This window comes from Bacillus sp. ZY-1-1, assembly GCF_003047165.1.
Lineage (GTDB): Bacteria > Bacillota > Bacilli > Bacillales > Bacillaceae > Bacillus > Bacillus velezensis.
In genome coordinates, this window is record NZ_CP027061.1 from 163,001 (window position 1) to 177,287 (window position 14,287).

Below are 14,287 nucleotides of genomic sequence, written 5' to 3' on the forward strand. Positions count from 1 at the left end.
TTAACGTGACAATTTAAATCCCTTCAATGCATGTAAAATGACGTGTGCGGCTGCCCGGCTTGTCATATCGCGAAAATCAAGTGTCGGATCAACCTCAACGATCTCAATACCCGAGATGTCAGCCTCCTGGGCTAAAAACCGGACCGCCTGAAGCAGTTCCTCGGTATACAGGCCTCCGGGGCCGATCGCAGGACAGCCGGGCGCATGAGCTTGATCCAGCACATCCATATCAACCGAAATAAAAATGGCGTCGGCTCTTTTTTGAACGGCCGGCAAAGTGTCTTGTATCGTTCGGAGAAGCCCTTTCTCCCGGATCATCTCCATTGTATGCACGTCTGCCTGACGCTCTTTTACATATTGTTCATATGCCAAGCTGTTGCTGAACTCCCTGATTCCAAGCTGAATCAGGTTTTGTCCGCTTATGATATTTTCATCTAACAGACGGCGGAATGGCGTGCCGTTTGTCGGCCCTCCGTCTTCTGTGTTGCGGACGTCGTGGTGGGCGTCGAATTGAAAGACGGCCGTTGTTCCTTTCGTTTCCGCAATGGCTTTAATGGTGGAATAACTGATGGAGTTGTCGCCGCCGAGAATGACGGGCACCCAGTCAGGCTGGTCCGTCAGAATGTCATAAATGGTCCGATAAATGTGTTCATGAGATTTGACGACATCCGTGACGTGAATCTGAATATCGCCGATATCGTACAGATGGTCAATGACATGCTCCCGCAGCTCCGCGGAATATGCGGAAATGCCGCCGAGCGCCCGGCGGATCGCACCGGGGGCAAAGCAGGCGCCGGAATGGCTGATTGACGACTTAGAAAGCGGAACGCCGATCAAAGCCGGCCCTTTGATCGTTTGTCCCGCCCATGCTTCCGTCACATCGCCGATCCTTGTCACATGGCGGTCGTTGAAGAGGGAGCCGGCTTTTTGCAGAAACGAATACTTATCCAAGAGCGGCTCCCTCCCTTGAAACGACCGTCTTCCCGTTCTTGATGACACGGCGGACATGATTGACGCCGTAATGATACGGGATATACATGTAATTCGGCGCTTCCCAAATGACAATGTCAGCCGCCCGTCCGGCTTTGATTTGTCCGGCCTCTTCGCCTTTTCCGATCGCATACGCAGCGTTAACGGTGACAGCGTGCCAGATTTCTTCTGCGGTCATTTTTAAATGAAGCGCGGCAATCGACATAATGAGCTGGAGATTTTCCGTCGGTGAGCTGCCCGGGTTGAAGTCAGTCGCCAAACTGACCCGTACGCCCGCATCAATCATCTCCCGGGCTCTCGCATAAGTGTGTTTTCCGAGATAGAAAGTCGTGCCCGGCAGCAGGACGGCGATCGTTCCGGACTCCGCCAGCTTTTCGATGCCTGCATCAGATGCCCCCACCAAATGATCGGCAGAAACAGCATGCAGCTCTGCCGCCAATTCCGCGCCGCCGAGCGGGTCAATCTCATCAGCATGGATTTTCAGGCCGAAACCAGCTTCAGCCGCCTTTTTCAGGTAGTCCCGTGACTGGCTGACGGTAAAGACGCCTGTTTCTGTGAAAATATCGGCAAATTGCGCAAGGCCTTTTTCTTTTATGTCAGGCAAAAGCTGCAGCATGCGATTCAGAAATTCGTCAGGGCTGTTCCGGTACTCAGGCGGAATGGCGTGTGCTCCCATAAAGGTCGTGACAAGGTCGACCGGCTGGCGCTCACCCAGTTTTTTCGCCGCGGTCAGCTGTTTCAGCTCCGTGTCTTTGTCGAGTCCGTACCCGCTTTTTACTTCCGCGGTCGTGATGCCGTATGACAGCATGCGTCCGAGGTGAAAAAGCCCTTTTTCAATCAGTTCTTCTTCGGAGGCGGCTTTCGTGTCTTTGACCGTTGACAAAATACCGCCGCCTTGCGCCAGAATATCCAAATAAGACATGCCCTGAATTTTTAAATTCAGTTCTTTTTCGCGGGACCCTCCGAATACAAGATGGGTGTGGGGATCGACGAGGCCGGGGGTGACGAGCCGTCCCCCGCAGTCGATAATGTCTCTTGCCTCGTATCCTTTCTCCGCTCCTTGATGTCCGGCAAAAACAATGCGCCCGTCGTGAACGCCGATGACGGCATTTTCCGTGACATGAAGATCCTGCATGCTTCCGCCGGATCGGGGGCCGCCGGATTCCATCGTCAGCAGCTGGCCGATGTTGGTGAGTATGGTATCTATTTGTTTCGGCATGTTACCGCTCCTTTTTCATCGGTATCATAATGTCTTGTTCCTCGGCGACTTGAACCGCTTTTTCATAACCTGCGTCCGCATGGCGGATGATGCCCATACCCGGATCGCTTGTCAGAACGCGGGAAAGCCGTTGTTCCGCAAGGATGCTGCCGTCAGCGACCGCGACCATTCCCGCGTGAAGGGAATACCCCATGCCGACGCCCCCGCCGTGGTGAAAAGAAACCCAGCTTGCACCTGATGCCGTGTTGATCAGCGCGTTCAGCACCGCCCAATCGCCGACCGCGTCGCTTCCGTCTTTCATCGCTTCTGTTTCCCGATTCGGAGAGGCGACAGATCCGCAGTCTAAATGGTCTCTTCCGATGACGATCGGGGCTTTCAGCTCGCCGTTTCTGACCAATTCATTGATGGCGAGCCCCATCTTTTCCCGTTCACCGTAGCCGAGCCAGCAAATACGGGACGGCAGGCCTTGGAACGTGACTTTTTTCTGCGCCATGTCAATCCAGCGGTGGAGGGCTTGATTTTCTGGAAACAGCTCTTTTAATAAAGCGTCCGTGCGGTATATATCTTCAGGGTCACCGGACAGCGCAGCCCAGCGGAACGGCCCTTTTCCTTCACAAAATAAAGGCCGGATGTAGGCCGGAACGAATCCCGGAAAATCAAAAGCATCGGCGAGCCCCTCATCTTTGGCAGCCTGGCGGATATTGTTGCCGTAATCAAAGACGACGGCACCTTTTTTCTTGAAGGCGAGCATGGCTTCCACATGCTTTTTCATACTCTGCTTGGAAAGCCTTACGTATAAATCAGGCTGATCCCGGCGCAGGCGGTCGGCCTCCTCAAGTGAGTATCCTGCCGGAATATAGCCGATCAGCGGGTCGTGAGCGGAAGTCTGATCGGTCACGATGTCAATATGGACGCCGCGGTTCAAAAGCTCATGATGCACCTCTGCCGCATTGCCGAGAAGGCCGATCGATAAAGGTTCTCCGGCTTGTCTGGCTGTTTCGGCCCAGCGCAGCGCTTCGTCAATTGATGCGGTTTTCCGGTCGCAATAGTTTGTTTCTATCCGTTTATCAATCCGTGTTTCATCCGCTTCAACGGCGATGACGACGCCATCATTCATCGTGACGGACAGCGGCTGGGCGCCTCCCATTCCGCCAAGTCCGGCCGTCAGCGTAAGGGTTCCTTTCAGACTGCCGCCGAAATGCTGTCTCGCAAGCTCCGCAAAGGTTTCATAGGTGCCTTGCAAAATACCTTGTGAACCGATATAAATCCAGCTGCCGGCGGTCATTTGCCCGTACATCATCAGTCCTTTTTTCTCAAGGTCATGGAAATGCTCCCAATCCGCCCATTTCGGCACGAGGACCGAATTAGCCAGCAGGACGCGGGGCGCGCGGCTGTGCGTGCGGAACAGTCCGACCGGTTTTCCGGATTGGATCAGCAGTGTTTCATCATCTTTTAACGTTTTGAGGGAGCGCTCAATCGCGTGAAAAGCATCCCAGTTTCGCGCGGCCTTGCCTATGCCGCCGTATACGATCAGATCCTCCGGCTTTTCGGCAACCTCCGGGTCAAGGTTGTTTCGGAGCATGCGGAGCACGGCTTCCTGCTCCCATCCTAAGCATTCAAGTTCGGTGCCGCGGCCGGCGCGGATTGATTTCTTTACATCAGTCATCTTGTAAGTCCCCCTTCATTGGTCATCAGTTTTTGGTGATGCTCATTCGGCAGAAAAGACTCCTTCTTCAGCCAGTCACTCAGATGTTCGATGTCATAAGAAAACACGCGGTCTTCTTGTATGGACGGCACGATGTTTCTCATTTCGAGATAGAGCTGTTTTGTGTACGAGGCGCAATGTTCCGCACCCCGGTATTCCACAGCCTGCAGTGCGCAAATGGCTTCAACGGCAAGCACCCGTCTCGTATTCGCGATGATCTGGTAGGCGTGCCTTGAGGCGATGGTTCCCATGCTGACGTGATCCTCCTGGTTTGCCGATGAAGGAATGGAATCGACACTGGCGGGATGGGCCAGGGTTTTATTTTCTGACACGAGGGAGGCCGCCGCATATTGCATGATCATCGCTCCGGATTGTAAGCCGGGCTGAGGGCTCAGAAAGGGCGGCAGGTCATTCAGCTGCGGATTCACAAGCCGTTCAATACGGCGTTCAGAAATATTCGCAAGCTCGGCCGCCGCCACTTTGAGAAAATCCATGGCAAAGGCGATCGGCTGTCCGTGAAAGTTTCCGCCCGAGATGATTTTGGCGCCGTCTTCGAAAATGAGCGGGTTATCTGTCGCGGCATTCATCTCAATTTCTAATTTTTCTTTTACATACGCTAATGTCTGCCATGATGCGCCGTGGACTTGAGGAATACAGCGGATCGAATAGGCGTCCTGGACACGCAGCTCCCCTTGGACGGTCGTCAGCTTGCTGTCTGACAAGTAATAGCGGATTCGCTCTGCGACATCCATCTGTTCCTGATATCCGCGGGCGGCATGAATGTCCTCGTCGAACGCATCGATAATGCCCTGAAGGCCTTCGATCGTTAAGCTCGCGATCCGTTCCGACTGATAGGCCAGCTTTTCGGCCTCGAGATAAGCGATCAGCCCCATCGCGGTCATGGCCTGCGTTCCGTTGATCAGCGCGAGCCCTTCTTTAGAGGTCAGGACGGCCGGCTGAAGGTTTGTCTTTTCCAAAGCATGAGCTGCCGGCATCCGGGCCCCTTCGTAAAAGACTTCGCCTTGCCCGATAAGCGCCAGTGCGAGATGAGAAAGCGGCGCCAAATCTCCGCTCGCCCCCAGTGACCCTTGCTGCGGGATGACCGGGTGAATGCGATGATTGAGATACGCGAGCAGTTGATCAATCAGCTCAGTCCGCACGCCGGAAAAGCCTTTCAGCAGGGCATTGGCGCGCAAAAGCAGCATGGCCCGCGATACAGATTCCGGAAACGGATCACCGACGCCGCACGCGTGAGAAAGAATCAGATTCAGCTGCAGATCCGCGGCGTCTTCTTTTTGAATCAGCACATCGCTGAACTTGCCGAACCCCGTCGTAATCCCGTAAATGGTCTTCTCTTCTTGAACGATCCGTTCAACCGCCGCCCTGCTTTTTTTCACACGTTCCATGCTTTCGGCAGATGCTTGAACCTCTTCAAAATCAAACAGCACACGCTGGGCATCTGCGGTTGTCAGTGAGGAACCGTCTAACGTTACCATCATTTCAACCCCTTTTTCTTTACTTTGGTAAAGCGCCCATACAAAAAGGAGCTATGCCATGAAAATGATATTTCACGCATAGCCCCCTATCATCTGAAATCTATGGGCTGATTCATATGTGATTAATTCCGACTCCGAATGTTTCGTGCTCAAGCCCCTTAATCGGAGCTCCGATCGTGCCGTAAAGGGAAACGGCGATCCAATCGCCTTCCGCCTCGCTTTCATACGGATTTCCCCGCAAGACGGCAAACTTCAGGCCCACGGTACGAAGCAGCGAGCCAAGCAGCATTTCGCCCCGCGTCACTCCGTGCAAAGCTTCCATTGTGGCATGATACAGCGCATGTGATTCGCGATAACCCTCAGATTGAATGACGCCGCTCTTTTTGGAAGCGGTTTCAATTGCAGCTACCACCTTATGCGCATCCATTGAACCCACCCTGCCGAGACAGACTTTCCAGCCGTCCCGTTCCAGCCGGCTGATCTGCTGGTTTTCTTCAGTCTCATGAAGCAGAAGAAGGACGGACAATCGCCCGATGCGGCGGTCTTTGTGTAAGGTCATATATGCTTCACTCAATTCTTAAATATTCTGATAACTAGTAACTGTTTTTTATATTAAGTGTTTGCGAATCAGAAGTCAAAACTTTTTTTCCAGTCTTTCACAAATCAGATTGCTATTGTATTAAAGCGGTACATCGGGAAGCCGGCGCTGTTGATCACATATTTCCGCCATCCGCGTCATAAAATGGAGCGTTGTCTTGAAAGCGTTTTAAGAAAAGAAGAGAGCGAGGAGATTTCAGAAAATGAAAACCAGTTTCTTTCGTGTGTGCCTGGTCTCAGCAGCGATTATCGGGTTCACTCTGCCGCAGGCAAAAGCCCAGCATCCCGTTTTTTCAGAGGTCAGCGTGCATGATCCGTCCGTCATTAAAACAGGCGATACATACTATGTATTCGGCTCGCATTTGGCTTCCGCCAAGTCGAAAAACCTGATGCAGTGGCAGCAACTGTCTTCAAGCGTCAATCCCAATAATCCCTTGATCCCGAACGTCTACTCCGAATTAAAAGGGACATTCGACTGGGCCCAGTCTGATACGCTGTGGGCGCCGGATGTGGCTCAGCTGGCTGACGGGAAATATTACATGTACTATAACGCCTGTAAAGGAGACTCGCCGCGATCCGCTCTCGGTGTCGCCGTGAGTGACAAAATCGAAGGACCCTACAAAAACAAAGGCATCTTTTTGAAATCAGGCATGGAAGGAAAAAGCGAAGACGGCACGACGTATCATGCAAACGTTCACCCGAACGTCGTAGATCCGCAAACGTTTTTTGACCATAAAGGCAAGCTCTGGATGGTGTACGGCTCTTACTCCGGGGGGATTTTTATACTGGAAATGAATCCGAAAACCGGTTTCCCGCTCCCGAACCAAGGCTACGGAAAAAAACTGCTCGGCGGAAATCACAGCAGAATCGAAGGCCCGTACATCAGCTACAATCCGGAAACGAAATATTACTATCTGTATCTGTCATTCGGCGGACTTGACACAGCCGGCGGCTACAATATGCGTGTGGCGCGCTCTAAAAATCCGGACGGTCCGTACTATGACGCCGCAGGCCATAACATGCTTGACGCCAAAGGAAAAGACGGCAGTTTCTTCGATGACAAAGCAATTGAACCGTACGGGGTCAAACTCATGGGCGGCTACAGCTTCGCCTCACAATCTGAAAAAGGCACGGGCTACGTTTCACCGGGACACAACTCCGTGTTTTACGACGGGAAAACGAAACGATCATACCTCATTTTCCACACCCGTTTCCCGAACAGAGGCGAAGAGCACGAAGTCAGAGTGCATCGGCTGTACATGAACAAAGACGGATGGCCCGTTGCAGCGCCGTACCGCTACGCAGGAGAACCGGATACACACATATCGGCAGCCGCCGCATCCGGAGCCTACAAACTCATCCAGCACGGAAAAGACATTACAGCTACGATCAAACCCCCAAAAACCATCCGGCTTAACAACGACGGCACCATTTCCGGGGAAATGACCGGAACCTGGACAATAACGGACAGCAGCAAAGCCCGAATCAACCTGAACGGCACACATTATGACGGTGTCTTCCTGAAAGAATGGGACTCAGCGAGAGAGAAAGAAGTTGTGACGTTTAGTGTGCTGAGCGGTGATGGGGAGGCTGTTTGGGGAGTGAAGTGAAAAAGCACCTACTCCAGTTTGGAGGGTGCTTTTTTCTTGCTAATTAGGAGAATGACCTTCTATTGCTTTTAATAAACCATTTGAATTATGATGGACTCAACCTCTATCGTTTACAGTGAACAGTATAAAATTGATAACAAAAATATGAATACATACCTAAGAAAAAACGAAAGGAAGTTTAATTTTGAAAAAAACAATAAAAGTAGCCGCCGCAGTTATACAAAATAAAAACAATGAAATTCTATGCGCTCTACGTTCTCCAACAATGTCTCTTCCTAATCTGTGGGAGTTTCCTGGTGGAAAGCTTGAAGAAGGGGAGAATGCTCGGGAAGCACTTGTAAGAGAAATTGAAGAGGAACTTGATTGTAAAATTGTTACGGGCGATGTGATAGCTGATATTCATCATGAATATGAGAAGGTCATCGTCAATTTAATTTCAATAAAAGCGAGGATTGTATCAGGGAAGCCGGTAGCAAAAGAGCATGCGGAATTCAGATGGGTGCCTATTCGTGAGCTAGAATCACTAGAGTGGGCACCCGCTGATCTTCCGACCGTATCTGCTTTAATTCGTTAAATCCACATACAAGTTTTCTGGGACAGGCTGATGGAGCTTCCATTTGACATTCATTGGCTTGTCTCCGTGGCTTGATACGTAATCCGCTTCTCCTAAATAAATAAATGGTAAAGTGATGTTGTGCATTTCAGTGAATTTCCTCACAAATAAATGAATATGGTATCCTTTTTCCTTATGGTGAATAAAGTTTTGCCCTACGCTTGATATATGTGAGGTTTGGTTTTGACTTTGCCAGTGAAAATGGCTAGGATCAATAAAATAATCTTTATATAGCAAATGATCTTCTACTTTTTCTGACTTATTCAAATTGATAAAGATTAAATAGTGATTTTTAACTCTACGTACACCCTCTCGCCAAGTCCCTTCCTGATCAGTTGACTGAAAAAGATAAATGAGCTCATTTCTTGTATAGGTCTGATACAATGTTAGCTTAATCTCTTTTGAAGCAAGGGCTTCTATATTGTTCATACGTCTAAATTCAATCAGTCCATAGTGGACGCGCTCCTTAATATACGGTCCGAATAATGGATCGGTTAAAATCTCGCTTACTTCTGGATCTAACTTGAATGTATCACCTTGTAATGTACCAAAGCGCCAATTCTGTTTTTGATCTGATTTCGTTAAACGCTCCATTGCTCGCTGAATGAGGTCATCATGTGTATCTGTTGTGATTTGAATATGAAACTGTTTTTCTAACGATTCTTTTACATCTTCTATTGTGATGATATTTTTGTGAAAACCGCTCTGTAAAATTAACCATTCATAAGGCCATTTAATAGGTAATTGCTGTTCTAATCTTGCTACTATCCCTACAACCAAGGGGTTATTGAGAATCCCTTCATCTGTAACATTCAAATCGTCCATTTTCTTTTTGGTCTGTACCCACGATTTGTATTTCTTTATAAAAAAGGTAAGCCCAGGTGCCTGTTCAGAGTATAGAAAATCAATTAATTCTGGAGAGCGCCCTAGCTCTTGTTTAAATTGCTTGTATAACGTTTTCAGCATGGCATCTGAATTTAGTTTAATATGATCGATCTTATTTAAAATTTCTTTCTTCGTTATGGCTGAAAGGTCAACATAAGATCCTCCAGGTAAATCTGAAAACTCATGCGTCACGGCCACTCGGAGGGAATCTTTATCAAAAGATTTTTGGCTTGTTTGTCCAGATAGTGCGAGTGGAATAACGAATGACTTTTGATAGTTTCCGATAAAATCCAGTATCGTTACAAACTCTTTGTCGTCAGTTTTTCTAAGTCCCCGTCCTAATTGCTGAATGAAAATCGTTGGTGATTCCGTTGGTCTAAGAAACAATAGTAGATTGAGCTTTGGGATATCTATTCCTTCGTTGAAAATATCTACTGTAAATATAAGTTCTAAACTGTGGTGCGGGTCCTCTAATTGACGAATGACCTCTTGTCTTTTTGCAGGAGAATCATTTCCTGTTAAATAAGTTGTATAAAAACCCAATTTATTAAATTCATCACTCATGTATATTGCGTGTTCGACGTTTGTACAGAAACCTAAGCCAACCATTTTCTCGCCGTGGAATCCATACATGTTGATCATCTTGATGATATATTCTACTCGTTTATGCGTTTTTAAATGATTGACTAGCGATTTCTCTTCGTACAGTCCGTTTTTCACTTTTACTTTTTCGTAATCTACAGTATGATCTGAAATTCCAAAATAGTGAAATGGCGCAAGTAGCTCTGCCTTTAGGGCATCGCGGAGTCTGATTTCATAAACAACATTATGATCACAAATCTGAAGCACATCTTTACCGTCAAGACGCTCTGGTGTTGCAGTTAAACCTAATAAAAACTTTGGTGTAAAGTAGTTTAATACAGCTTGATAGGTAGATGCTTCTGCATGATGGAATTCATCAATCACAATGTAGTCAAACTCATCTGTTGAAAAAGATTCCAAAGTATCTTTTTTATGTAACGTTTGTATAGTGCTAAATAAAAAACGCTTATCTCTTTCTTTTTTCGTGCCAGTCAATAAGCCAAAATCTTCATGATTATTTGTGACTTTCTTGAATGTTTCGATTGCTTTTGAAAGTAACTCTTCCCGGTGGGCAAGAAAAAGATATTTATTTGGTTTAAATTGCTCAAAATCAAATGCTGCTAAAAATGTTTTTCCGGTTCCAGTGGCGGCGATGATGACTGCTTTTGTCTCCCCTTCGTTTCTTGTTTTTTTAAGGTTTCGTAATGCTTCCTTTTGCATGGCATTCGGGGACATTTTCGTTTTGTAAAGAGAGTTTTGAGCAGCAAAGGAAGCACTTACCTTTTGGCTTCCAGCTTGGAATTCCTCATAGGCTTGTAAAAATTGTTCGTCAACAGGCTGTGTCTTTTCATTCCAAACAGTGTCAAACAAATCTTTTGTTTGTTGATAAACGGGGAGATATCTGGTTTCAGGTAGTCTCACATTTAACTCATACCCAGTCGTAAGGGCAGCTTGTGATAGATTTGAAGATCCTACAATGACACTATGCTGTCCAGAACAGCGTTCAAATAAGTATGCTTTCGTATGGAAAGATTTTTTATATTCATTTACAATTCTCAACTCAACATTTTCAAATTGAAGAAGATGTCTTAACGCCTTCGGTTCTGTAATACCCATATAGGTAGATGTAATGATGCGTACAGGGACATGTCTTTTAGCAAGCTCCTGAAGCGGAGGGATCAAAAGCTGAACACCAGACCACCTTGTGAAACTAACCATAAAGTCTACCCGATCCGCCGTTAACATTTCGTGTTTTAATGCTTTGAAAAAGTTCTCATGAGTTTGATGATTTCCTAGCAGTTTCAGACGATGTAGAGAAAATTCCTCTGAAATAGGAAGTTCCATTTCATTTAAACTATAAAGCACTGTGGAAAGTGGCAATGAAAAATTCGTATGTTTTCCAAGCTGAGAGGCAACCTTCTCGCTCAGCTGAATCGCTTGTTCATACTGATCTTGATCCACAAGTGTTTGAAATGTCTCGCTCAGTTGTTTTGCCGTATGTAAAGTCAAAACCTCTGCATATTCTTTTGGGCTGACCGGTTGAATGCAATGTGATGTTGGATAAAGTTTTTGTTGTTGCTGAATTTCCTCATGGAAGCCTCTATGATTTCTCATCATAATCTCCTTTTTTATATCAATAATTCCATTTTATCACTACTTTTACCAATAGGTAATGCTGAAAAAGAAGAGAATAAAGTCCTATTTATTAAGCGCTTAAAAAATAACGCTGAGGTAGTTTGGTTTGGTATAAAAACGTCATCGCCACAAACGGAGAAAGTCTGTAAGCGCAATGTTCCGGAGAAAGCCGGCAAAATTGACATTCAGCAAAGAGAGGAGGACAATAAAAGCAGAAAGGCGGGATTCATATGTTTAAAAAAATTCTTGCAGCAGTAGACGGTTCAGACATGAGCAGCAAAGCTTTGGACGCAGCGATCCATCTGGCGAAAGAACAGCAGGCTGAACTCACCATTCTTTATGCGGGACGTGAAGCCGTTGTCTCCACATCAGCCTTAACAGGGATTGTCTATGTTCCGGAAAACTTCATTGAAGACATCAAACATGAAGTCGAGCAAAAAGGAGCGGCCATTCTGGAAAATGCCAAGCAGAAAGCGGCTGAAAGCGGGGTAAACGCGGAAAGCCTGTACGTCCAAGGCGAACCTGCGCATCAAATTTTAAACATAGCGAAAGAACAGCATTTCAATCTGATTGTCGTCGGAAGCCGCGGAATCAGCGGATTTAAAGAAATGATGCTCGGAAGCGTGAGCCATAAGGTCTCACAATTGTCTCCTTGTCCTGTACTGATCGTTCATTAAATAGAAGGCCCTGCTGATGCGGGGCTTTTTTTAATGAGAAAAGACCGCCGTCTTTCGAAAAATAGGATGAAATCTTCCTCTGAATCAAGTAAAATGGCTGTTAGTATTTGTCTGAATAAACAGTCAATGATATGGGGGAAGCGAATCAATGCAAGCTGAACAAACATCAAATGCCGTCATCAAAATGGTCATTTCCATGGTCATTTTCGGATCAATCGGCTTTTTCTCGGAACATACGAATGTTCCTTCAATTGAACTGGTCTTTGTGAGATGTCTGTGCGCCTCTTTGTTTCTGGGCGTTTGCTGGTTTGGTTCCGGACGGCACCGCACCGAACAATGGAACCGGCGCGAGGTGCTGCAGACATTGGCCTGCGGATTTTTTCTCGTGCTGAACTGGGTGTTTTTATTTAAATCATTTGAGGAAACATCAGTGACGATAGCGATTTCCGTTTATCATCTGGCTCCGGTTCTCGTCCTTCTTCTAGGGAGCCTTATATACCGGGAGAAACTGCATATTGTGTCCGTCACTTCCATCGTAATTTGTTTTCTGGGCACCGCCCTGATTTCCGGCATCAACGGAAGTACATCATTTTCTCAGCTGATGGGATCGGGTATTATTTGGGCCGTGCTGGCCGCCCTTTTTTACGCCTTTACGACACTGGCCGGGAAAGGTATCAACAGTCTCAGCCCATATGCGGTCACCTGTTTGCAGACCGGGTTGGGCGTTATCATTCTTCTCCCGTTCGTCCGTTTCGGCGCTTTTTCTGATTTGTCGCATGTGAACTGGATCATGATTGTGTCAACCGGTATCATTCATACGGGAATTGTGTATTTGCTTTTTTTTGACAGCTTGCGGTTTTTATCCACCCGGTTTATATCAATCATCGTATTTCTTGATCCGGCGGTGGCGATTGTGCTTGACACCGTATTTACGGGGTTTCGCCCCGACCTTTATCAATCTTTGGGGATTGTATTGATTTTTGCGGGAATGGCGCTGTCCCTGATTCGAAAGCAAAAAGCTGTGCCGGCGGAAACTCAGGCAGACAGCACCCGTATATAGGCGGCCGTACCGGCTGCTTTTTTTATTTTGGGGCTTTTCAGCCATAACGAAAAAGCAGACAAACAGATCATGGAAAAAGAGGATAGTAATTGTATAATACTTCATGTGTTTACAATTTAAGAGATTAAAGGAGTGAAGGGCATGAAAAAGAAGACGCGTCATCTCGCTTTCTTGGCTGCACTCGGCTTTGCGCTTTGTCTGGCCATCGTATGTTCCGCATCCAAGCAGGCAGAAGCGGCAGCGGCTTATCCGGATGTGATGCAGGGACTTACCGGATTCGCTGGCAATGCGAAGGATCATAACGGAAAAGCAAAATCCGCCGTATCGGGAGGCCAGGGCGGCCCCGTCGTCTACGTCAGCAATCTCAATGATCTGAAAAACAATGCGGGCGGAACGGACCGCAAAACCATCGTCATCACAAGTGATATTTCTTCCCCGGGGAAAGCCGTTGTGACAGTCGGCGCCAATAAAACCATCGTCGGCTCTTATACCAGCCACAGGCTGACCAACATCTATCTGACCACCGGCTCCGGATCAAACAATGTGATTTTCAAAAATCTCATTATCAGCCATAATGCCGCCATTACAGGCAACAACGACATTCCGATGTACATAGCGAACGGGCAGAATTACTGGATTGACCACGTGTGGTTTGAAGGACACAGCTACAATCCGAACAGCCACAGCGATTTGGGCAAGCTTCTGTATGTCGGCGCCAAAGCGGATTTTGTGACGCTGTCTAACTCTAAATTCACAGACCATCTGTACGGCCTGATTCTCGGTTATCCGAATGATGATAACGAAGGACGCAATTATATCGGCTATCCGCATATGACGATCACCAACAACTATTTTAATAACGTCTATGTGCGTTCACCGGGCCTGATGAGATACGGCTATTTTCACGCAAAAAACAACTATGTGACCAATTTCAATTTAGGATTCACCATTCATACAAACGCGACTGTCTTCTCAGAAGCCAACTATTTCGGTAACGGAAATGAAAAAGGCGGAATGATAGACGACTACGGGACGGCCCAATTCACCGACATCGGTTCATTCCCGTCGCTCAAAGCCCCGAAATCACCGCGCACCGGCTGGAATCCGAGATCAAATTACAGCTACGGCACGCTTTCAGCCCAGGACGCCAAAAACTTCGCCCAATCCTACGCGGGAGCGCAAAATACAAATCTCCGCTATCCATAATACGAAAAACCG

11 protein-coding genes are annotated in these 14,287 nt (G+C 47.4%); 5 read left to right on the plus strand and 6 right to left on the minus strand.

Annotated elements, in window-relative coordinates; translation table 11 throughout:
- The 5 genes from hutG to hutP form a co-directional block, all read right to left on the minus strand.
- Positions 1 to 951, minus strand: a complete 951-nt coding sequence (gene hutG, locus C5I45_RS00840; protein ID WP_015387491.1) for a formimidoylglutamase — start codon at positions 949 to 951, stop codon at positions 1 to 3.
- Positions 944 to 2,209 carry an imidazolonepropionase gene (hutI, locus tag C5I45_RS00845; protein ID WP_004393286.1) on the minus strand — a complete coding sequence of 422 codons (1,266 nt, stop codon included), beginning with the start codon at positions 2,207 to 2,209 and terminating at the stop codon, positions 944 to 946. Before hutI ends, hutG begins: the two co-directional genes overlap by 8 nt.
- A gap of 1 nt (position 2,210) precedes the next feature.
- Positions 2,211 to 3,875, minus strand: a complete 1,665-nt coding sequence (gene hutU / locus C5I45_RS00850) for a urocanate hydratase (protein ID WP_025853678.1) — start codon at positions 3,873 to 3,875, stop codon at positions 2,211 to 2,213.
- Positions 3,872 to 5,410, minus strand: a complete 1,539-nt coding sequence (gene hutH / locus C5I45_RS00855) for a histidine ammonia-lyase (protein WP_025853677.1) — start codon at positions 5,408 to 5,410, stop codon at positions 3,872 to 3,874. Before hutH ends, hutU begins: the two co-directional genes overlap by 4 nt.
- A gap of 112 nt (positions 5,411 to 5,522) precedes the next feature.
- Positions 5,523 to 5,969, minus strand: coding sequence for a histidine utilization transcription antiterminator HutP (hutP, locus tag C5I45_RS00860; protein ID WP_004393292.1), 447 nt, complete (start codon positions 5,967 to 5,969; stop codon positions 5,523 to 5,525).
- Positions 5,970 to 6,210: 241 nt separating this feature from the next.
- Between hutP and C5I45_RS00865 the strand changes: the two genes are divergently transcribed.
- Positions 6,211 to 7,617 carry an arabinan endo-1,5-alpha-L-arabinosidase AbnB gene (locus C5I45_RS00865; RefSeq protein WP_107994165.1) on the plus strand — a complete coding sequence of 469 codons (1,407 nt, stop codon included), beginning with the start codon at positions 6,211 to 6,213 and terminating at the stop codon, positions 7,615 to 7,617.
- A 184-nt stretch (positions 7,618 to 7,801) separates the two neighbouring features.
- Positions 7,802 to 8,191 carry a (deoxy)nucleoside triphosphate pyrophosphohydrolase gene (locus C5I45_RS00870; protein ID WP_107994166.1) on the plus strand — a complete coding sequence of 130 codons (390 nt, stop codon included), beginning with the start codon at positions 7,802 to 7,804 and terminating at the stop codon, positions 8,189 to 8,191.
- Here C5I45_RS00870 and C5I45_RS00875 read toward each other — a convergent pair.
- Complete coding sequence (locus C5I45_RS00875; RefSeq protein WP_107994167.1) at positions 8,180 to 11,311, minus strand: DUF3427 domain-containing protein; 3,132 nt, start codon at positions 11,309 to 11,311, stop codon at positions 8,180 to 8,182. The genes C5I45_RS00870 and C5I45_RS00875 overlap by 12 nt on opposite strands.
- Positions 11,312 to 11,562: 251 nt before the next feature.
- Here C5I45_RS00875 and C5I45_RS00880 point away from each other — a divergent pair, with 251 nt between their 5' ends.
- The 3 genes from C5I45_RS00880 (at position 11,563) to C5I45_RS00890 (ending at position 14,275) form a co-directional block, all read left to right on the plus strand.
- Positions 11,563 to 12,009, plus strand: coding sequence for a universal stress protein (locus C5I45_RS00880; RefSeq protein ID WP_004393301.1), 447 nt, complete (start codon positions 11,563 to 11,565; stop codon positions 12,007 to 12,009).
- Positions 12,010 to 12,157: 148 nt separating this feature from the next.
- Positions 12,158 to 13,069, plus strand: coding sequence for a DMT family transporter (locus tag C5I45_RS00885; protein ID WP_043867562.1), 912 nt, complete (start codon positions 12,158 to 12,160; stop codon positions 13,067 to 13,069).
- Between the two features lie 141 nt (positions 13,070 to 13,210).
- Complete coding sequence (locus C5I45_RS00890) at positions 13,211 to 14,275, plus strand: polysaccharide lyase family 1 protein (protein WP_014306116.1); 1,065 nt, start codon at positions 13,211 to 13,213, stop codon at positions 14,273 to 14,275.
- Positions 14,276 to 14,287: the final 12 nt, after the last annotated feature.